21 protein-coding genes, 1 tRNA gene and 1 pseudogene are annotated in these 19,169 nt (G+C 70.0%); 14 read left to right on the forward strand and 9 right to left on the reverse strand.

What is annotated here, in order from left to right; genetic code table 11:
* Positions 1-726, forward strand: a complete 726-nt coding sequence (locus VHD82_RS09070; protein WP_325699488.1) for a TIGR03943 family putative permease subunit — start codon at positions 1-3, stop codon at positions 724-726.
* On the opposite strand, the gene VHD82_RS09075 is transcribed toward VHD82_RS09070, so the two are convergent.
* Together VHD82_RS09075 and VHD82_RS09080 are read right to left on the reverse strand one after the other, a co-directional pair.
* The gene (locus VHD82_RS09075; protein ID WP_325699491.1) at positions 714-1,133 is read right to left on the reverse strand and encodes a Fur family transcriptional regulator; all 420 of its coding nucleotides are present in this window, start codon (positions 1,131-1,133) and stop codon (positions 714-716) included. The two genes, VHD82_RS09070 and VHD82_RS09075, sit on opposite strands and share 13 nt — an antisense overlap.
* Positions 1,130-1,492, reverse strand: coding sequence for a metalloregulator ArsR/SmtB family transcription factor (locus VHD82_RS09080; RefSeq protein ID WP_325700004.1), 363 nt, complete (start codon positions 1,490-1,492; stop codon positions 1,130-1,132). The genes VHD82_RS09075 and VHD82_RS09080 overlap by 4 nt, the downstream gene beginning before the upstream one ends.
* A 147-nt stretch (positions 1,493-1,639) precedes the next feature.
* On the opposite strand from VHD82_RS09080, the gene VHD82_RS09085 reads away from it, so the two are divergent.
* Positions 1,640-3,028 carry a glycine--tRNA ligase gene (locus tag VHD82_RS09085; RefSeq protein WP_325699494.1) on the forward strand — a complete coding sequence of 463 codons (1,389 nt, stop codon included), beginning with the start codon at positions 1,640-1,642 and terminating at the stop codon, positions 3,026-3,028.
* Between the two features lie 49 nt (positions 3,029-3,077).
* Here the strand turns inward: VHD82_RS09085 and VHD82_RS09090 are convergent, their stop codons facing one another.
* Both VHD82_RS09090 and VHD82_RS09095 read right to left on the reverse strand, forming a co-directional pair.
* Positions 3,078-3,629 carry an NADP-dependent oxidoreductase gene (locus VHD82_RS09090; RefSeq protein WP_325699497.1) on the reverse strand — a complete coding sequence of 184 codons (552 nt, stop codon included), beginning with the start codon at positions 3,627-3,629 and terminating at the stop codon, positions 3,078-3,080.
* 164 nt (positions 3,630-3,793) lie between these two features.
* Positions 3,794-4,093, reverse strand: a complete 300-nt coding sequence (locus tag VHD82_RS09095) for a hypothetical protein (protein WP_325699500.1) — start codon at positions 4,091-4,093, stop codon at positions 3,794-3,796.
* A 104-nt stretch (positions 4,094-4,197) separates the two neighbouring features.
* On the opposite strand from VHD82_RS09095, the gene VHD82_RS09100 reads away from it, so the two are divergent.
* Genes VHD82_RS09100 through VHD82_RS09135 form a run of 8 tightly spaced genes read left to right on the forward strand, consistent with a single transcriptional unit; the run spans position 4,198 to position 12,515 of the window.
* Positions 4,198-5,139 (forward strand): ABC transporter ATP-binding protein, encoded by a 942-nt coding sequence (locus tag VHD82_RS09100; protein ID WP_325699503.1) that lies wholly within the window; start codon positions 4,198-4,200, stop codon positions 5,137-5,139.
* Positions 5,136-5,861, forward strand: a complete 726-nt coding sequence (locus VHD82_RS09105; protein WP_325699506.1) for an ABC transporter permease — start codon at positions 5,136-5,138, stop codon at positions 5,859-5,861. The genes VHD82_RS09100 and VHD82_RS09105 overlap by 4 nt, the downstream gene beginning before the upstream one ends.
* Before the next feature lie 11 nt (positions 5,862-5,872).
* The gene (locus VHD82_RS09110) at positions 5,873-7,030 is read left to right on the forward strand and encodes a sensor histidine kinase (protein ID WP_325699508.1); all 1,158 of its coding nucleotides are present in this window, start codon (positions 5,873-5,875) and stop codon (positions 7,028-7,030) included.
* Positions 7,027-7,632 carry a response regulator transcription factor gene (locus tag VHD82_RS09115; protein ID WP_325699511.1) on the forward strand — a complete coding sequence of 202 codons (606 nt, stop codon included), beginning with the start codon at positions 7,027-7,029 and terminating at the stop codon, positions 7,630-7,632. The genes VHD82_RS09110 and VHD82_RS09115 overlap by 4 nt, the downstream gene beginning before the upstream one ends.
* A 10-nt stretch (positions 7,633-7,642) precedes the next feature.
* Positions 7,643-8,281 (forward strand): YdcF family protein, encoded by a 639-nt coding sequence (locus VHD82_RS09120; RefSeq protein WP_414637477.1) that lies wholly within the window; start codon positions 7,643-7,645, stop codon positions 8,279-8,281.
* Positions 8,282-8,321: 40 nt separating this feature from the next.
* A complete protein-coding gene (locus VHD82_RS09125) occupies positions 8,322-9,578 on the forward strand; it encodes a deoxyguanosinetriphosphate triphosphohydrolase (protein ID WP_325699516.1) in 1,257 nt (418 codons plus the stop codon).
* 21 nt (positions 9,579-9,599) lie between these two features.
* Entirely contained in the window at positions 9,600-10,721 is a 1,122-nt protein-coding gene (locus VHD82_RS09130; protein ID WP_325699518.1) for a serpin family protein, read from the forward strand.
* A 9-nt stretch (positions 10,722-10,730) separates the two neighbouring features.
* A complete protein-coding gene (locus tag VHD82_RS09135; RefSeq protein WP_325699521.1) occupies positions 10,731-12,515 on the forward strand; it encodes a glycosyl transferase in 1,785 nt (594 codons plus the stop codon).
* A gap of 72 nt (positions 12,516-12,587) precedes the next feature.
* Here VHD82_RS09135 and VHD82_RS09140 read toward each other — a convergent pair whose 3' ends face one another.
* Positions 12,588-13,526, reverse strand: a complete 939-nt coding sequence (locus VHD82_RS09140; RefSeq protein WP_325699523.1) for a sigma-70 family RNA polymerase sigma factor — start codon at positions 13,524-13,526, stop codon at positions 12,588-12,590.
* A 13-nt stretch (positions 13,527-13,539) separates the two neighbouring features.
* On the opposite strand from VHD82_RS09140, the gene dnaG reads away from it, so the two are divergent.
* Entirely contained in the window at positions 13,540-15,459 is a 1,920-nt protein-coding gene (gene dnaG / locus VHD82_RS09145) for a DNA primase (protein ID WP_325699526.1), read from the forward strand.
* Between the two features lie 5 nt (positions 15,460-15,464).
* Positions 15,465-15,971 carry a hypothetical protein gene (locus VHD82_RS09150; protein ID WP_325699529.1) on the forward strand — a complete coding sequence of 169 codons (507 nt, stop codon included), beginning with the start codon at positions 15,465-15,467 and terminating at the stop codon, positions 15,969-15,971.
* Here VHD82_RS09150 and VHD82_RS09155 read toward each other — a convergent pair.
* Positions 15,968-16,518, reverse strand: a pseudogene (locus VHD82_RS09155) (aldo/keto reductase). The gene VHD82_RS09150 and the pseudogene VHD82_RS09155 sit on opposite strands and share 4 nt — an antisense overlap.
* Positions 16,519-16,645: 127 nt before the next feature.
* Here VHD82_RS09155 and VHD82_RS09160 point away from each other — a divergent pair.
* Positions 16,646-17,395, forward strand: a complete 750-nt coding sequence (locus VHD82_RS09160) for a trans-aconitate 2-methyltransferase (protein ID WP_325699532.1) — start codon at positions 16,646-16,648, stop codon at positions 17,393-17,395.
* A gap of 3 nt (positions 17,396-17,398) precedes the next feature.
* On the opposite strand, the gene VHD82_RS09165 is transcribed toward VHD82_RS09160, so the two are convergent.
* Positions 17,399-17,608: a hypothetical protein gene (locus VHD82_RS09165; protein ID WP_325699535.1), complete on the reverse strand. Its 210-nt coding sequence runs from the start codon at positions 17,606-17,608 to the stop codon at positions 17,399-17,401.
* A 615-nt stretch (positions 17,609-18,223) separates the two neighbouring features.
* Here VHD82_RS09165 and VHD82_RS09170 point away from each other — a divergent pair.
* Positions 18,224-18,370, forward strand: a complete 147-nt coding sequence (locus VHD82_RS09170) for a hypothetical protein (RefSeq protein WP_325699538.1) — start codon at positions 18,224-18,226, stop codon at positions 18,368-18,370.
* On the opposite strand, the gene VHD82_RS09175 is transcribed toward VHD82_RS09170, so the two are convergent.
* Positions 18,367-18,768, reverse strand: a complete 402-nt coding sequence (locus VHD82_RS09175) for a nuclear transport factor 2 family protein (RefSeq protein WP_325699541.1) — start codon at positions 18,766-18,768, stop codon at positions 18,367-18,369. The genes VHD82_RS09170 and VHD82_RS09175 overlap by 4 nt on opposite strands.
* Before the next feature lie 276 nt (positions 18,769-19,044).
* Positions 19,045-19,117: transfer RNA gene (locus VHD82_RS09180), tRNA-Asn, on the reverse strand.
* Between the last annotated feature and the right edge of the window lie 52 nt (positions 19,118-19,169).

Consider the following 19,169-nt stretch of genomic DNA (forward strand, 5'->3'; position numbering starts at 1 on the left):
ATGCGTCGTGAAACCCAGAACGTGCTGCTCGTCCTGCTGGGCGGGGCGCTGCTGAAGATCGGCATCACCGGCGACTACCTGCGCTACGTCAAGCCGGGTCAGCAGCCGTGGCTGCTGGCCGGGGGAGCGGTGGTGCTGCTGCTGGGCGCGGTGGCGATCGTGCGGGACGTGCTCGCCGCTCGTGCCACGGCAGCCGCCGCGACGGACGGGCCCGCCGATCACCACGGCCATCACCATCCGGCGCGGGCGGCCTGGCTTTTGGTGCTGCCGGTGCTCGCGGTGTTCCTGATCGCCCCGCCCGCGCTCGGTTCGGATTCCGTCACCCGCGCCGAGGCACGTGCCCCGGCGCAGGACACGGCGGCCTTCCCGCCGCTGCCCGCCGGCGAAGTGATTCCGTTGTCCATGACGCAGTTCGTGGCGCGCGCGGGCTGGGACGCGTACGGCTCGCTCAACGGGCGCAAGGTGTCGCTCACCGGCTTCGTCACGCACGCCCGCGGCTCCACCCTGCTGGCGCGCATGGTCATCACGTGCTGCGCGGCCGACGCGTACCCGCTGACAGTGCGGCTCACGGGCACGCAGGCCGCGAGCTATGCCAACGACACCTGGCTACAAGTGACCGGCGAGGTCGTACCGGGCACCGCCAAGGAGGCCAATCGCTACACCCCCGACGTCACGGTGGCGGCGCTGCATGTGATCCCGCAGCCACCGGACCCCTACGAGGACTGACGGCGCAGCGCGGCGCAGTCGGCGCAGGTGCCGACGATCTCCACGGTGTGCGTGATCTCCGAAAACCCGTTCCCGGACGCGATTTTCTCGGCCCACCGCTCCACCGCGGGCCCCTCGACCTCGACGGTCCGGCCGCAGTACCGGCACACGAGATGGTGATGGTGGTGCGCCGAGCAGCGCCGGTAGATCGCCTCGCCGCTGGAGGTCCGCAGGACGTCGATCTCCCCGGCCTCGGACAGCGACTGCAGCGTGCGATAGACCGTGGTCAGCCCGATCCCGTCGCCGCGCTTGCGCAGCTCGTCGTGCAGCTCCTGGGCCGAGCGGAACTCGTCCACCTCGGCCAGCAGCTCCACCACGGCCGCGCGCTGCTTGGTGGCCCGGCGGCCGGGAACCGGTGCGAGACTCACTTACCCTCCTGTGCGTGTGCGACGGCGTCGACGACGATGTGTGCCAGGTGATCGTCCACCAGCCGGTACACGACCTCGCGCCCGCGTCGCTCGCCGTACACCACACCGGCCCCCTTCAGCACCCGCAGATGCTGGCTGATCAGCGGCTGCGCGACGGCCAGCGCGTCCACCAGCTCGTGTACGCACCTGTCCCCGTCGCGCAGCTGCAGCACGATCGCGATCCGGACCGGGGCGGCCAGCGCCCGCAACAACTCCCCGGCCTCGGCCAGCGCGGCGGCAGGCGGCGCCGGGACGGATGGCCGCCCGGAACCCGCCGAGTGCACCTCGTCGGCCACCGCGTCCGGGTTCGCCGTCGGCATGTCGATCTCCAGCCTGTCGTCGGGGTCTGTCTCCATCCTAGTGGGCGTTAAGCGGTAGCCGGCCGATCTGTCAAGCCCCCCGCCGTCCTGGGCGGACCCGCCGGATACGCTGGAGGAAATCAACACCTCAGCCCTGGAGAGCGTGGAGTGCCCGCGAACACCATCGAGACCGTCGTCAGCTTGTGCAAGCGCCGTGGCTTCGTCTTCCCGAGCGGGGAGATCTACGGCGGTACCCGCTCGGCGTGGGACTACGGGCCGCTCGGGGTCGAGCTCAAGGACAACATCAAGCGCCAGTGGTGGAAGACCATGGTGCAGAGCCGTGAGGACGTCGTCGGCCTCGACTCCGCGGTGATCCTGCCCCGCAAGGTGTGGGAGGCCTCCGGCCACGTCAACGCGTTCAACGACCCGCTGGTCGAGTGCACCTCGTGCCACCGCCGCTTCCGGTCCGACCAGCTGGCCGAGGAGTTCAGCGAGCGGACCGGCAAGGAGACCACCGAGGACGACCTGTCCGAGGTGCCCTGCCCGAACTGCGGCACCCGTGGCCAGTACACCGCGCCGCGCGAGTTCAACATGATGCTCAAGACCTACCTCGGCCCCGTGGAGTCCGAGGAAGGCCTGCACTACCTGCGCCCGGAGACGGCGCAGGGCATCTTCGTGAACTTCCTCAACGTGCAGACGGCCGCCCGCAAGAAGCCGCCGTTCGGCATCGGCCAGATCGGCAAGTCCTTCCGCAACGAGATCACCCCGGGCAACTTCATCTTCCGCACGCGCGAGTTCGAGCAGATGGAGATGGAGTACTTCGTCGAGCCGGGCGAGGACGAGCGCTGGCACCAGTACTGGATCGACCTGCGCACCCAGTGGTACACCGACCTCGGCATCGCCGGGGACAACCTGCGCCACTACGAGCACCCGAAGGAAAAACTGTCCCACTACTCGAAGCGCACGGTGGACATCGAGTACCGCTTCAAGTTCTCCTCCGGTCAGGAGTGGGGTGAGCTCGAGGGAATCGCGAACCGCACCGACTTCGACCTCACCACGCATTCCAACCACTCGGGTGTGGACCTGTCCTTCTTCGACCAGACCACCGGGCAGCGCTACCGGCCGTTCGTCATCGAGCCGGCCGCCGGTGTGGGCCGCCCGATGATGGCGTTCCTGCTCGACGCCTACGCCGAGGATGAAGCGCCCAACGCCAAGGGCGGCGTCGACAAGCGAGTGGTACTGCGGCTGGACCGCCGCCTCGCGCCGTTCAAGGCCGCGGTACTTCCGTTGTCGCGCAACGCGGATCTGACCCCGAAGGCCAGGGACACCGCCGCCATGCTGCGCAAGCACTGGAACGTGGATTTCGACGACGCGGGGGCGATCGGCCGTCGTTACCGTCGGCAGGACGAGATCGGCACCCCGTTCTGCGTGACCGTCGACTTCGACTCCCTGGAGGACCAAGCGGTCACCGTCCGCGAGCGCGATTCCATGGCGCAGGAGCGGGTCGCGATCGACAAGCTCGAGTCGTACCTGGCGGCCCGTCTCATCGGCTGCTGACATCAGGCGCGAACGGCGCCGCCGTGCCCTCGGGGCGGCGGCGCCGTTGTCATTCGGTGGCCTCGGAAACCTGCACCAGCGCCTTGCCGAGCTTCCCGCCGGTGAACAGTTTCGTATACGCCGCCAGGGTGTTCTCGAGCCCTTGGGTCACGTCGAAGGCCATCTTGAGCGCGCCGCCGGCGTACCAGGGCAGCAGCCGCCGGTTGATGTCCGGGCCGCGGTGGTAGAAGTCCGGGGAGAAGAACCCGGTCATGGTGAGCCGCTTCATCAGGATCTGGTCGAACTTGTACGGCCCGGTCCGGTCGTAGTTGGCCAGCAGCCCGCAGACGGCGACCCGGCCGAACAGCGCCATGTTCTCCAGCGCCGCGTCCAGCACGGTGCCGCCGACGTTGTCGAAGTAGACGTCGATCCCGTCGGGGCAGGCGGCCCGCAGCGCGCCGGGGAGGTCGCCGTCGCCGCGGACGACGGCCGCGTCGAAGCCCAGTTCTCCGGTCAGCCAAGCGCTTTTCTCCGCCGAACCGGTGATCCCGACGACCCGGCAGCCGTGTTGTTTCGCGATCTGTCCCGCCAGCGCGCCGGTGACCCCGGAAGCCGCGGACACGACGAACGTCTCGCCCGGTTTCGCGGCGCGCCGTACTCGAGCACGCCGAGGTACGCGGTCCAGCCGTTCGCGCCGAACACGCCCAGGTGCCGGCGCAGGTCGTCGAGCGCCCAGCTGACCCGTTCCACGTACACCTCGTCGGGGCGCGAAACCGAGAAGTCGGCCTACTGGCCGTAGGCGCGAACGAGGTCACCGGCGCGGAAATCAGGGTGGCGGGAGCCGCGCACCCGGCCCAGCACGGTGCTGATCACCGGCGAGCCCAGCGGGGTGGGCGGGGAGTAGGAGTCCTCGCGCGGGCCCATCCACATCCGGGTGCCCGCGTCGAGGGAAAAGTAGATGTTGCGGATCAGCACGTCGCCGTCGGACAGGTCGGGGGTCGCGGTGTCCCGCAGTTCGACCGCGTCGGCGTACTCGTTGCCCACAGGCCGTTTCGCCAGTACCCATTGCCGGTTCTTCTCGCCCATGCCGCAAAAAGAACCACCGGCCGGCAACACCCCTGACACTTGTCACGGCCGGGTCGTGACGCTCGGCCTGCGTACCGGCGCCCGCCGCGCGGGAATCTTGGTCCATGAACGGAACTGGGAGCCAAATCCGCGGGGACGCCGCGGTGATCGCCGGGGCCGCGGTGCGGCTGGGCGGTCTGCGCAAGCACTACGGCGAGGTGCGTGCCGTCGACGGCATCGACCTCACGATCGCGCCGGGCGAAGTGGTGGCGCTGCTCGGCCCGAACGGCGCGGGCAAATCGACCACAGTGGACATGATCCTCGGCCTCACCAAGCCGGATTCCGGTGCGGTGACCGTGTTCGGCTCGACGCCGGCGGAGGCGATCGCGAACGGCACGATCGGCGCGATGCTGCAGGGCGGGGCGTTACTCGACGACGCGACGGTCGGCGAGATGGTCGGCATGGTCGCGTCCCTGCACCGCAAGCCGATGCCGGTGGCCGAGGCCTTGCGGCGCGCGGGAATCGAGGAGCTGGCCGGACGCCGCGGCAACAAGCTGTCCGGTGGCCAGAAGCAGCGCGTGCGGTTCGCGGTGGCACTCGTGAGCGACCCCGATCTGCTGTTGCTGGACGAGCCGACCGCCGCGATGGATGTCGGCAGCCGCCGCGAGTTCTGGCGGTCGATGCAGACCTTCACCAACGCCGGCCGCACGGTGCTGTTCGCGACGCACTACCTCGAAGAGGCCGAGGAGTTCGCCGACCGGGTGGTGCTGATGCGGCGTGGCCGCGTCGTGGCCGACGGTTCGGTCGCCCAGGTCCGTGCGCTCGCCGGAGGGCGCACGGTCCGGGCGGTCGCGCCGGGTGCGACGGACGAGGTGGTCGCGAGCCTGCCCGGGGTCACCGAGTACCAGGTCCGCGGCGAGCAGATCGCCGTGTCCAGCTCCGACTCCGACAAGACCCTGCGGGCGCTGCTGGCGGAATTCCCTGGCGCGCACGACATCGAGATCACCGCCGTCGGCCTCGAAGGCGCCTTCCTTTCCCTGACTTCCGATGAGGAGGAGACGCGATGAGCGTCAAGTATCTGGCACTGGAGATCCGCCGCGTGCTGCGCTCGCCGCGGTTCCTGATCTTCACCGTGGGCTTCCCGGTGGTGCTCTACCTGCTCTATGTGGGCATCTTCGGCGGCGATCCGGAAGCGAAGGCCGTGCTGATGGTGAGCATGACGTCGTTCGGGGCGATGGCCGCCGCGTTGTTCACCGGCACCAGGGTCGCGCTGGAACGAGCCGCGGGCTGGCAACGTCAATTGAGACTGACGCCCCTGTCCGGCAGCGGTTACCTGACCGCCAAGGGGGCGGTGGGGATGACCCTCGCGCTGGCGCCGGCCGTCCTCGTCCCGGTGGTCGCCGTCGTCGTCGAAGGGGTCTCGCTGGACGCGGGCGGGTGGCTGCGGGCCACTCTCGGGGTGTGGCTCGCCGCCATCCCGTTCGCGCTGATCGGCCTGCTGATCGGGCAGATCGGCACGTCCGACTCGACCCAGCCGATCACCCAGCTGGTGATGCTGCCGATGGCACTGGTCGGCGGGATCTTCATCCCGATCGACGCGATGCCGCACTGGCTGCTGAACATCGCGCACGTGCTGCCGACGTACTGGATGAGCCAGATCGGCCGCGGCGCGGTCACCTCGGACCTGACGACCAGTCTGGGCAAGGACGTACTGGTGCTGGGGATCTGGACGGTGGTGCTCGGGGTGGCGGTGATCCGGCGTTACCGTAAGGATTCGGCGCGGGTGTGACGAGGAGAGACGTGTCGGATCGACGTGAGGGCTGGCGGCGCTGGTGGGGCTCTGGTCAACCCAGTGCCGCACCAGGCCCCGGCCTGTTCGTGCGGTGGCCGGTCGTGGGCTGCCTGTTCCTGCTACCGATCGTCGTGCCGGTGGTGCGCGATGTGGCCGACGGGGTCACCACGTTTCCGCGCAGCGGGTTCGAGCTCGTGCTGCTCGCCGCGTACAGCGTCTGCTACCTGATCTTCCCGCACATGCTGTTCCGGGACCGCGCCCAGCGAGCCAAGATCCTGTTCGGCTTCGGCATGCTGGCGCTGGGCTGGCTGGTCGTCCTGTTCGTGCACGACGGCAATCTGTATGTGCTGATCTACGCGATGGCGGTCATCGCGTTCGGGCTGCCGCCGGCCTGGGCCGTCGCCATGGACGGTGGCTCGCTGCTGGTGGGTGCGGCGCTGGCGCTCTGGGGCGCGGGCAAATATGGCTCGACGAGCGATATCGGCGCTGTGGTGGGCGTGACCACGGCCCTGTTCTTCATGGGGCGCCTGCTGTACACGGTCCGGACGCTGCGGGAGGCGCAGGACGAGATCGCGACGCTGGCGGTGAACGCGGAACGGGCGCGGCTGGCCCGGGATCTGCACGACATCCTCGGCCACAGCCTCACCACGATCACGGTCAAGGCCGGCCTGGCCAGGCGTGTGCTGGAAACGGGCAACGACAACGAGCGCGCCATCACCGAGATCCACGAGGTGGAAGGCTTGGCCCGCAGTGCACTGAGTGACGTGCGCGCGACGGTCTCGGAGTACCGCGAGGTGTCGCTGTCCGCGGAACTGGTGGGGGCGCGGGCGGCGTTGCGGGCCGCGGAGATCGACGCGGATCTGCCGCACGCGGTGGACAATGTGCGGCCGGACCTGCAGCAGACCTTCGGGTACGTGCTGCGGGAGGCGGTGACCAACGTGCTGCGGCATTCCGGGGCCAAGCAGGTGAAGGTGCGGCTGGGCGGGACGTGGATGGAGATCGAGGATGACGGGGTCGGCGCACCGGCGGCTGCGTGCGGGAACGGGTTGCGTGGCCTGTCGGAGCGGCTCGCCGAGGTCGGCGGGACGTTGCGGGTCGAGTCCCATGAGCGGGGCGGCCTGATGCTGCGCGCGGAGGTCCGGCCGGCGCTGGAGGCCGCTTCGTGATCAAGGTGCTGCTGGCCGACGACCAGGCGATGGTGCGGGGCGCGCTGGCGACGGTGCTGGGGCTGGAGGCCGACATCGAGGTGGTGGCGCAGGTCGGTTCCGGCGACGAGGTGCTGCCGGCGGCCAAGGAGTTCGCGCCGGATGTCGCGTTGCTGGACGTGCAGATGCCCGGCAAGGACGGGCTGACGGCGGCCGCGGAACTGCACGCGGCGCTGCCGGGCTGCCGGATCATCGTGTGTACCACGTTCGGCAGGCCGGGCTATCTCGCGCGGGCGATGGCCGCGGGCGCCGCCGGTTTCGTGGTCAAGGACTCGCCGCCGGAACAACTCGTGGACGCCGTGCGCCGCGTCAGCAACGGGTTGCGCGTGGTGGATCCGGCGCTCGCGGCAGAGTCGCTGGTGACCGGGCCGAGCCCGTTGACCGGCCGCGAGCACGAGGTGCTGCGCGCGGCCAGCGACGGCGGCACGGTCGCGGACGTGGCGCGGCGGTTGCACCTGTCGGAAGGCACGGTGCGCAACCATTTGTCCGCGGCGATCGGCAAGACCGGCGCGCGGACCAGGGCCGAAGCGATCCATCTCGCCGAGGAGAACGGCTGGCTGTAGGCGTGCGAAAATGGCCGGGATGGGGAAACTGATCTGGATCCGCCGCTTCCTGTTCGGGGCCGTGCTCGTTCTCGGCCTCGTCATCGGGGGTACCGCGTTCCGCGTCTGGCAGGTGGCCCGCGACGACGACCGGGACAAGGCCGACGTGATCGTGGTGCTCGGCGCCGCCCAGTACAACGGGAAGCCGTCGCCGATTTTCCAGGCGCGGCTCAAGCACGCGCAGCAGTTGTACGAGGCGGGCGTCGCGAAGGTCATCGTCACCGCGGGCGGCAACCGGGCCGGTGACAACTACACCGAGGCTTCCGCCGGCGCGAATTGGCTTGTGGAGCAAGGAGTTCCGCAGGCGAGCACGCTGGCCGTCGGCGAGGGCAGGGACACGCTGGGCAGTCTGCGCGCGGTCGCCGCCGAGGTCGCCAAGCGCGGCTGGCACACCGCGGTACTGGTCAGCGATCCGTGGCATTCGCTGCGCGCCCGCACGATGGCCGACGACGCGGGCATGGACGCCTGGACTTCGCCGACGCACAGCGGACCGATCGTGCAGACCCGGCAGACGCAGGCGAATTACATCCTGCGCGAGACCGGCGCGCTGTTGTTCTACCGGCTCACCCGCACCCCGGCCGACGACATCGGCGGCACCGGCCTCGGCTGAGCCCGCCGGTTTTGTCGGTGCTCCTGGCTAGAGTGGCGAGGTGAGCGGGTACGACGAGCACGACAGGCAGCGCAGGCTGACCGAGCAGCCGAAAAGCGCCGCGCTGCCGGGTTCGCTGGCGGACGGGCGCGGCGATTTCGCCCGGGACAGGGCGCGTGTGCTGCATTCCGCCGCGCTGCGCCGGCTCGCGGGCAAGACGCAGGTGGTCGGGCCCGGTGAGGGTGCCGAGGTCACTGGCGTGCCCCGCACCAGGCTCACGCATTCGCTGGAGGTCGCGCAGATCGGCCGCGGCATCGCCGAGGAGCTGGGCGCGGACCCGGATCTCGTGGACACCGCGGGCCTCGCGCACGACATCGGGCATCCGCCGTTCGGGCACAACGGGGAGCGCGCGCTCAACGACGTGTCCCAGGCCTGCGGCGGGTTCGAGGGCAACGCGCAGACGTTGCGGATCCTGACCAGGCTCGAGCCCAAGATCGATCCGGTCGGGCTGAACCTGACCCGCGCCTGCCTGGACGCGTCGACGAAATACCCGTGGCCGCGGCGCCCCGGCGAGGTGAAGTTCGGGGTGTACCAGGACGATCTGGAGATCTTCGAGTGGATGCGCGAGGGTGCGCCACCGCGCCGGCGGTGTCTCGAAGCGCAGATCATGGACTGGGCCGACGACGTGGCCTATTCGGTGCACGACGTGGAGGACGGGGTGCTCGCCGGGCGCATCTCGCTGCGGGTGCTGGCCGACCCGGGGGAGCGGGCAGCGGTCGCCGGGCTGGCGGCGAAGCATTTCTCCGCGCAGTCGGTGTCGGCGCTGGAGGGTGCCGCGGAGGAGTTGCTCAAGCTGCCGGTCATGGCCGCGGTGGCCAAGCCGGGCTACGACGCGTCGTTCGCCGCGCATGTCGGGCTGAAACGGCTGACCAGCGAGCTGGTCGGGCGGTTCGCGTCCGCCGCGGTCACCGGCACCAGGCAGGTGCACGGGGACGGTCCGCTGACCAGGTATGCGGCCGAGCTGCAGGTGCCGGAGCGGGTCGCCGCCGAGGTCGCGCTGCTGAAGGCGCTGGCGTTGCGCTACGTGATGAGTGATCCGCGCCGTCGCGCTATGCAGGAGGGGCAGCGGCAGCTGCTCGCGGAACTGGTCGAGCTGCTGGTCGAACGGTCCCCCGAGGCGCTGGACGCGGTGTTCCACCCGGCGTGGGACGAGGCGGCGGATGACGCCGCGCGGCTACGGGTGGTGATCGATCAGGTCGCTTCGCTCACCGACGCGCAGGCCCACGCGTGGCACGCCTGGCACACCGGGCGGCACTGAATTTCGGGTAGCGTCACGGGGGTGACCAAGCCCAGGCTGCGTGGTCCCGAGCGCGACCACCTCCGGTTCTGTTTCGCCCTGCATCGTGCCGTCAGCGGCAGCGGTGACTCCTGTTTTTCGCCGTATTCAGTGGCGAGCGCGCTGGGCCTGACCAGCCAGGCCACCCAGGGTGAGACCGCCGCGGAGCTGGTGCGGCTGCTCGCGGGTGCGGACGCGGACGTGACGAAGCAGGCCGAGCTGTTGCGCGCCGCGGCCACGCTGGAGGAGCGCGGCCGTCGTGAGCCGCCGGTGCTGGAGGTCGCGAACACCTTGTGGGCGGCCGAGGACCTGCCGCTGAACGAGGATTTCCTCGGCAGCCTGGCGGCCTGGCCGAACGGCGGGGTCAAGTCCGCTCCGTTCGCCGGTGACCCCGAGGCGGCCCGGCGCGCGATCAACGCCGACGTGTCGGACACCACCCACAACCTGATTCCCGAGCTGCTGCAGCCGGGCTCGGTGGGCACCGACACTATCGCGAGCCTGGTCAACGCCTTGTACCTCAAGGTCGCGTGGGTGCACCCGTTCCAGGAGAACCGGACCGAGGACGCCGATTTCCACAGCCCGTCGGGCACGCGCCGGGTGCCGGCGATGCACCAGTCGGAGCTGCTGCACTATGCCGCGCGCGACGGCTGGCAGCTGGTGGAGCTGCCCGGCGCCGGTGACGTGAACGCGCTGATCCTCTTGCCGGACAACGATCTCGCCACGGCGGAGTCTACTTTGGACGAAGACCGGCTGGCCGGTTTGCTGGCGGCGAAGAAGCAGAAGCAGGTCCGGCTGTCGGTGCCGAAGCTGGATCTGGAGATGCGCGCGAGCCTCAAACCGGCGCTGGCCGGGCTGGGCGTGCGGACCATGTTCGTCCGTGACGCGGATTTCACGCCGCTGACGCCGGATCCGCGGTTGTTCGTCGACGACGTGGTGCACCAGTCGGTGCTGCGGGTGGGGGAGCAGGGCTTCGAAGGCGCCGCGGCGACCGCGGTGATGATCCGCACACTCGCGATGATCAGCGCCGACCCCGTCGAACTGGTGGTGGACCGTCCTTTCCTGCTCCTCGTGCGGCACGCTCCCACGGGTGTGGTCTACTTTTTCGCCCGGGTTGTCGAACCGTGAGGTAGAGAGTTGACCGCGTTGCTCCAGGCCCCCGAGACCGTGCCGGTGGTCGAGCCGCCGCGGCGCAGGTGGAACCGCGTCGATACGCTCGTCGTGCTGTGCTACCTGCTGGCCGCGTTCGTCATCTATGCCGGGTTGTGGGTCAACCTCGGCAGCGGCTACCTGTACAACAGCGCCCAGGACCAGAACATGTGGGAGTGGTTCTTCCAGGTCACCGCGCACGCGGTCTGGCACTGGGAGAACCCGCTGGGCTCGACGCTGCAGAACTATCCCGACGGCGTCAACCTGATGGCCAACACGGCGATGCTCGGCCTCGGCATCCCGCTCTCGCCGATCACGCTGCTGTTCGGCCCCACGGCGACGTGGGCGATCGCGCTGACCGGCGGGCTCGCCGCCACTTCGGCCGGCTGGTACTGGGTGTTCTCCCGGCATCTGGTGCGCTCGCGGCTCGGCGCGGCGATCGGCGGGGCGTTCTGCGGGTTCGCGCCGGCGATGATCTCGCACGGCAACGCGCACCCGAACTTCGCGGTACTGGTGCTGCTGCCGTTCATCGTGCTGCGGCTGATCAAGCTGGCGCAGGGCGAGCGGCCGGTGCGGGACGGGATCTTCCTCGGCCTGCTGCTGGCCTACCAGGTCTTCCTCGGCGAGGAACCGCTGCTGATCACGATGCTCGGCTTCGTGGTGTTCGCCATCGCCTACGTCGCGTCCCGCCCGCGCGAAGCGGTGAAAATGGTGCGGCCGATGGTGATCGGGCTGGCCGTGGGCGGGGTGCTCGCGCTCGTGCTGACGATCTACCCGCTGTGGTGGCAGTTCTTCGGCCCGCAGAGCTACAAGACGCTGGAACACGGTTCGGTCGGCAACGACACCGCCGCGTTCACCCGCTTCGCCACCGAGTCCATCGCCGGGCAGGCGGACGCGGCCGCGGACGTGTCGATGAACCGCACCGAGGAGAACGCGTTCTTCGGCTGGCCGCTGGTCGTGTTCATGGTGGTGCTCACGATCTGGCTGTGGCGCAACGTGGTCGCCCGCTCGATCGCCATCTCGATGTTTGTGCTGGCCTGGCTTTCCCTCGGGCTGACCATGGTCGTGGCGCACGACGACACCGGAATCCCCGGGCCATGGGCGCTGCTGGCGAAACTGCCGCTGTTCGATTCGCTGCTGGAGTCGCGGCTGGCGATGGCCTGTATCCCGGCGGTGGGCGCGCTGCTGGCGATCGCCACCGACCGGATTTTCCAGGTGGCGCCGTCGTTCAGGGACAAGCAGCTGCCGTTGCGGTGGCTGTGGCTGGGCGTGCTGGTGGCCGTGCTGCTGCCGGTCGCGCCCACCCCGCTGGAGACGATCTCGCGCCCGGCCACGCCCGCCTTCTTCACCGACGGCACCTGGGCGCAGTACGTCGCCACGGGTTCGGTGGTCGCCGTGCCGCTGCCCAGCCCCGGCGACGCGCGGGCGCTGAACTGGCAGAACCGCGCCAACTCCGGTTTCCCGCTCGCGGACGGGTACTTCGTGGGCCCGAACGGCCCGAACGACAAGCGCGGCCGCTATGGCGCGGTCGAGCGGCCGACGGCCTCGCTGCTGAACGACGTGCGTGACAGCGGGAATGTCCCGGAGATCACCGACAAACAGCGCGCGCAGCTGGTCGCGGACCTGCGGTACTGGCACGCGGACGTGATGGTGCTGGCGCCGGTGACGAACCAGCAGGCGCTGCAGTCCACTGTGGAGCTTCTGCTGCGCACCCCGGCGCGCTATGTCGACGGGGTCTGGCTGTGGGATGTGCGCTCGCTGACGGCTCAGTAGGCGACCGGGCCGGCGCCGCGCACGATCCGAGCTGGCACAGGAATAACGCGCTCGACATCACCGGCCAGGGGTTCATGTCCGGGGAGGCGTGCCGGGTTCCGCGGCCGGGACTCGGGTGAGCTTGTCCGGGTTGGCCAGGTCGTAGATCGCCACGATGCGGCCGTCGCGCACAGTCATGGTCTGCAGGTGCGCGTCGATCCCGCGCTTGCCACCGGAGCCCTCGCCCTTCGGGACGAACAGCCCGAGGTCGCCGTTGACCAGCAGCGGACGGCCGGCACCGAGCGCTTCCGGCGAGTACATCCGCGTCAGCCCGAACAGGAAACGCGCGATCTTTTCCGCGCCGACGATGACCTGCGCGGCGGTGCGCGCCTTGCCGTTCGAGTCGCCGATCATCACCGCGTCCGGGTGCAGCGCTTCGGTGACCCCCCGCACGTCACCGGAGAGCAGCGCCTTGAGGAACCTGTCGAGGATCTCCTGCTGCTCGGTGAGGCTCGCGCGCGGCGGCGGCTCGGCGTCCCTGAGCGCGCGCCGTCCGCGGGAGGCGTGTTGCCGCGCCGTCTCCACCGACTCGCCGAGGATGCCGGAGATCTCCGCGAAGGGCACGGAGAACGCGTCGTGCAGGACGAAGGCCACTCGCTGCTCCGGGCTGAGCTTGTCCAGCACGACCATCGCCGCCATCCGCAGGCCCTCGTCCCGCACGGCGACCTCCAGCGGGTCCTCGCCCGGCTGCCCGGCCAGCGGGGTGACGATCGGCTCGGGCAGCCATTGCCCGACGTAGCGCTCCCGCTGGACCGCGGCCGAGCGCAGCTTGTCCAGCCCGATCCGGCCGACGACCGTGGTCAGCCAGCCCTTGAGGTCGCGGATCTCGGCGCGTTTGGCCTCGCTGAGCCCGGACAGCCGCAGCCAGGACTCCTGGACGGCGTCCTCGGCGTCGGACACCGAACCGGTCAGCCGGTAGGCGACGGAGACGAGATGCGGGCGCAGCGCGGTGAACTCCTCAGCCAGAGCCATGGCCCCGACCCTAATGACATATCCTCGGTTCGTGGCAGGTCGTATCCGGGAAAGTGACATCGCGGAGGTACGGGAGCGCAACCGGATCGACGAGGTAGTGGGCGAGTACGTCGCCCTGCGCAACGCCGGTGGGGGAGCGCTCAAGGGCCTCTGCCCGTTCCATGACGAGAAAACCCCATCGTTCAACGTCCGGCCGACGCACGGCACCTTCCACTGCTTCGGCTGTGGCGAGGGTGGCGACGTCATCAAGTTCCTGATGAAGATCGACCACCTCGGTTTCGTCGAATCGGTGGAGCGCCTCGCCGACCGCGTCGGCTTCCGGCTCACCTACGAGGGCGGGGGCGGCAGCGTCCAGCGCGACCGCGGCACCCGCACCCGGATGGTCGAGGCACACAAGGCGGCCGCCGAGTTCTACACCGAGCAGCTGCGCACTCCCGACGCGCAGCTGGCGCGCGACTACCTCAAGGAGCGCGGCTTCGACGAGGCCGCGGCGCAGCGGTTCGGCTGCGGGTTCGCGCCCGCGGGCTGGGACAAGCTGACCAAGCACCTGCTCAACCGGGGTTTCGAGCTGACCGAGCTGCTCAAGGCGCAGATCGTCAAGGAGGGCCGCCAGGGCCCGATCGACCGGTTCCACCGGCGGCTGGTGTGGCCGATCAAGGACCTCGGCGGCGACATCGTGGGCTTCGGCGCGCGCCGGCTGTTCGACGACGACCCGATCCAGGCCAAGTACCTCAACACCAGCGAGAGCCCGATCTACAAGAAGTCCCAGGTGCTGTTCGGGCTGGACCTGGCCAAACGCGAGATCGCCAAGCGGCACCAGGTGGTCGTGGTCGAGGGCTACACCGACGTGATGGCCATGCACGCCGCCGGCGTCCCCACGGCGGTGGCCTCGTCGGGCACGGCGTTCGGCGAGGACCACATGAAGGTGCTGCGGCGCCTGCTGATGGACGATGACGCGTTCCGCGGCGAGGTGATCTTCACCTTCGACGGTGACGAGGCGGGCCAGAAGGCGGCGCTCAAGGCGTTCGAGGGCGATCAGACTTTCGCCGGGCAGACCTACATCGCGATCGCGCCGGACGGGATGGACCCGTGCGAGCTGCGGCTGGAAAAGGGCGACGCGGCGGTGCGGGACCTGGTGGCCCGCCGGATCCCGCTGTTCGAGTTCGCCATCCGCAGCATGTTGCGCGAGTACGACCTGGACTCGGTCGACGGGCAGGTCGCCGCACTGCAGCGCACGGTGCCGCTGGTCGCGCAGATCAGGGACAGGGCGAAGCGGGACGGTTACGCGACGAAGCTCGCGTGGTGGGTCGGCTGGCAGGACGCCGACATGGTGGTCCGCCGGGTGCGCGGCGCTTCGAACAGCGCGGCGCCGGTCAAGGGCGGGCGGCGTGCGCCGCAGCAGCAGGCCAACGCCCCAACGCCGGGGCAGGTGTCGGACGTCGAGCGGCCCAAGCCCGGTGACCCGCGGCTGACGGCGCAGCGCGAGGTGCTCAAGGCGGCGTTGCAGGAGCCGGCGCTGGCCGGGCCGGAGTACGACGCGCTGCCCGAGGACGCGTTCACGCATCCCGCGTACGTCGCGGTGCATCGCGCGGTGCTGAAGGCCGGTGGCGCCAGCTGCGGGCTGACCGGGCCCGCGCTGATCGACGCGGCGAGCGAGCACACTCCACAAGGGACAGTGCGCACGGTGCTGTCGGAGCTGTCGGTGGAACCCTTGCGCGCCAGGGGAAAGGTCGATGTCCGCTACATCGGCAGCATGATCGCGGCGGTGCAGGAGAACCTGGTCGGCAGGCAGATCGGAGAGATCAAGTCCCGGCTGCAGCGGCTGTCCCCGGTGGAGGCGCCGGAGGACTACCGGGCGCTGTTCGGGGACCTCGTGGCGCTGGAGGAGTACCGGAAAGCGTTGCGGGAACAGGCGATCGGCGGATTGGACTGAGTTCGATGGGGTGGCTCGCCCGGCTGACCGGCGACCGGCTCCCGGCGGATTTCCCGGGGTCGCTGGAGCCGACGGAGAACGCGCTCGCGGTGGCCGAAGTGGCGTATGGCGGCCATCTCGTGGTGACGGAGCTGGGGCTCTGGCTGCCCGAGGGGCGGCGGGTCGGCTGGCATCTGGTCAGCAAAGCCGTGTGGGCACAGGGGATCCTGACGCTGATCGAAGCGGAGGAGACCGGCACGGCGGGAGACGCGGTGCTGCTCGCCGACCGTGAGGCGGTGCGTTTCGCGCTGCCGAAGCCGGGCAAGCTGCCGGTGATGGTGCGGCAGCGAGTGGACAGTTCGATCCGCGGCCGGCACCGGCACGAGGCCGCCGGCGGCGGGATCTGGTTCGTGCAGCGGAAACTCCCCGGGCGCGACGGCAGTGTGCTGCAGGCACGGCCCGATCCGGGCGTGGACCCGGAGCTGGTTTCGGCCATCGCACGGGAAGCCGCGGAGAAGCTGGCGGAGCTTTAAGACTGCTGGTGGACTGCTTCGAGCCGGGTCAGTTCGTCCGGCGTGAGCCGCAGCGCGCCGGCGGCGATGTTGTCCTCGATGTGGCCGAGGTCGCCCGTGCCGGGGATGACCAGCACGTTCGGGCCACGCTGCAGGGCCCAGGCGAGGCGGATCGCGGCCGGAGTCGCCTGGTGCTCACGGGCGATCGCGAGCACCTCGTCGTGCTCGGCCCCGCCGGCGCCCGTTTCGCGCCCGGCTCCGGCGATGGCGAAGAACGGGACGCGCAGTGGGCCGGGCGTCGCTTCGGGCAGCCAGCCGCCGGACGCGTCACGACGCGGCCCGACTTTGGTGGCGATGATCAGGTTCTCCGGGAGGGCGACAGCGCGGTGTTGATCAGCCCGTTGGCCGAGCGCAGCGAGGAGCAGTAGAACGCGGCGGTGTCGATGTGGTTGACCCCCAGTTCGACCGCGCGGCGCAACACCTTGATCGCCCTGGCGCGGTCGCCCGGGACGGCTTCGGCGGCGAACGCCGGGCCGCGCTGGGGAAGCCGCATCGAACCGAACCCGATCCGGTTGACCGGCCGGTCGCCGAGGAGTCAGGTGCCGGAAGCGGCGGCGTCGATCGGTTCGGAAGCCATCCCTACAGCCTGCCAGGCAGCTCTGGCGCACCCCGATTCCTAGCAGTACGCTCGTACTGTGTGGGACCCGGCGAAATATCTCGACTACGCGGACCTGCGGGCACGCCCGTTCTACGACCTCATCGGCCGGATCGGCGCGCAGGCGCCGCGACGGGTGTCCGATCTGGGCTGCGGCCCCGGAAACCTCACCGTCGAGCTGGGCAAACGCTGGCCCGGCGCGATCCTGGACGCCAGTGACAGCTCGCCGGACATGGTGGCCGCGGCCCGTGCGGCGGGCGTCGACGCGCGGCTGCTCGACCTGCACGACTGGACGCCGGAGCCGGATACCGACGTCGTGGTCACCAATGCCGTGCTGCAGTGGGTGCCCGACCACCGCGAGCTGCTGAAACGATGGGTCGCGCAACTGCCTTCGGGTGCTTGGCTGGCGATGCAGGTGCCCGGCAACTTCGACGCGCCGTCCCACGTCCTGGCGCGCCGGCTGGCCGCCGAGGTGGCGCCCGACGTGGATCTTCGTGGCGAGGACGCAGTCGGCGAACCACTGGAATACGCCGAGCTGTTCGCCGACGCGGGCTGTGCCGTGGACGCCTGGGAAACGACCTACGCCCAACGCCTGGCGGGCGAGAACGCCGTGCTGGAATGGATTTCCGGGACGGCCCTGCGTCCGGTCAAGGCCGCACTGTCCGAACCGGACTGGCAGAGCTTCCGCGCGGAGCTGGCGAAGCGGCTGGACGAGGCATACCCGCCCCGACCCGACGGGACCACGTGGTTCCCGTTCCGCCGCATCTTCGCCGTCGCCCGCGTGCCCTGATCTTCAGGCGGCGGGCTCGCCGGCGCGCCGTCCGAACGGGAGCTTGTCGCCCACCTTCTCGCCGACCTTCGCGCGCACCACCCCCGCGGCGCCTTGCACCATCGGATGATCGGCCACCGTCCGGTACGTGCGCACGATCTGGTCGTAGCGCGCCCGGCCTGCCTTCGCCCCGAGCACATACCCGACGGCCGCACCGAGCAGGAAAACCTTCATTACCTTCTCGCCTCCGCACTCCTTGTGACGCCCGTTCCGCCATTGTCCACGAGGTTGCGCCGCCGCGTCGGGGCGTCACCCGGCGCCGGGCTCGCCGGCCTCCCACTGCCGGGTGTAATCGGTGAGCAGCGTCTCGAGTGCGCGGACCAGTTCTCGGGCGAGGGTGAGCAGCTGGGTGGTCGCGTCGAGCTGGTGGCGCAGGCAGCCGATCCACGCGTCGTCGTGCCAGCGGAACAGCGGGGGAGCGGTTGATCTCGCTGTCGCACCGGATCCACGCCGGGCCGGTGCACGTCGGGATCTGCGCGGAGTACGAGGCCAGTACCGCGGCGAGCGTGATCCCGGACAGCAGCCGCGGCAGGTGGATCGTGCGCCCGGGCACGGCGGAAAACCTTGCCACGCTTAAGGAACGGGTGCGGCGGTGCTTCGAGGCCGGGGCATGGGCGACCGGTTGTGAGCTGACGACCAGCCCGCACCGGATTACCTGGACCTGCGCCCGGACGCGGAGATCCTGGCGTCTACCGCGCCAATGCCGTTGCGGCAGGCCGGATTTTTCCGCCGACGGCAGCCGATGCGCCGGCGGGCGCCGCGACCGACCTGGGCAACGTCTCACACCACGTGCCGACGATCCACCCGATGCTCGGCCTGGACTGCCTGCCTGCGGTGAACCACCAGCCGGAGTTCACTGTCGCCGGCCGCGCGGTGCTCGGAGGGGCCGCGGCGATGGCGTGGACGGTGGTGGATCTGGCACGCCGGCGCCGTTAGGCCTCCGGCATCGTGTCCGCGTGGCGGTGGACGACCTTCCACTCCCCGTCCTCACGGCGGTAGACCTGGGTCGCGCGAAGGGCGTACTTGCGCGGCCGGCCGTTGACGGAGGTCTCGGTCCGCTCATAGCCGACCGTGTAGGCCATATCACCGACCACGTCCGCCGCGACGATCTCGAACTCGGCGGAGGCGCAGTCCGAGAAACTGGCTTCGAGTAAACCGAACAAGCTCTGCACCGCGGTCTGCCCCACCGCGTCCCGCCAGGCGCCGAACACCGTGACCGGTTCACCACCGGACCAGATCGCCCGCCGGGGCCGCGCGTCGCCGTTGTGCAGCGCCGTCTCCGCATCCTTGAGCCGCGTATCGACCCAGGCGAGAAACTCCTCACGATCGCCCATGACGTCCACCTCCAGGCCATTCCATTGAAGACTCCCGGGAGCCGGAAGGCCAGGCTCGGCCGCTTCGGGCAAGCGGCAGGTCACGCCTCGGACCAGTTGGGTAACTCGCCGAATGTGGCGGAGAAGCACTACCGCAGGCGCAGGGTCGCCAACGAGGCGTCGGCTGAGGCCCTGGAGCGGATGTTCGTGGCGTCCTGAAAATGGACGGTTTCTGGACACTCTGGGCTACCGAGTTCCGGACATAAAAGAACCCCAGGTCGCTGACCTGGGGTGATGCTCCCCCGGTTGGACTCGAACCAACAACCCTTCGGTTAACAGCCGAATGCTCTGCCAATTGAGCTACAGGGGAATGCTCTATCGCTCGCCCGGAGTGCTCCGGGCCAACGGGTTGAAACCTTAGC

Source organism: Amycolatopsis sp., assembly GCF_035546795.1.
Lineage (GTDB): Bacteria > Actinomycetota > Actinomycetes > Mycobacteriales > Pseudonocardiaceae > Amycolatopsis_E.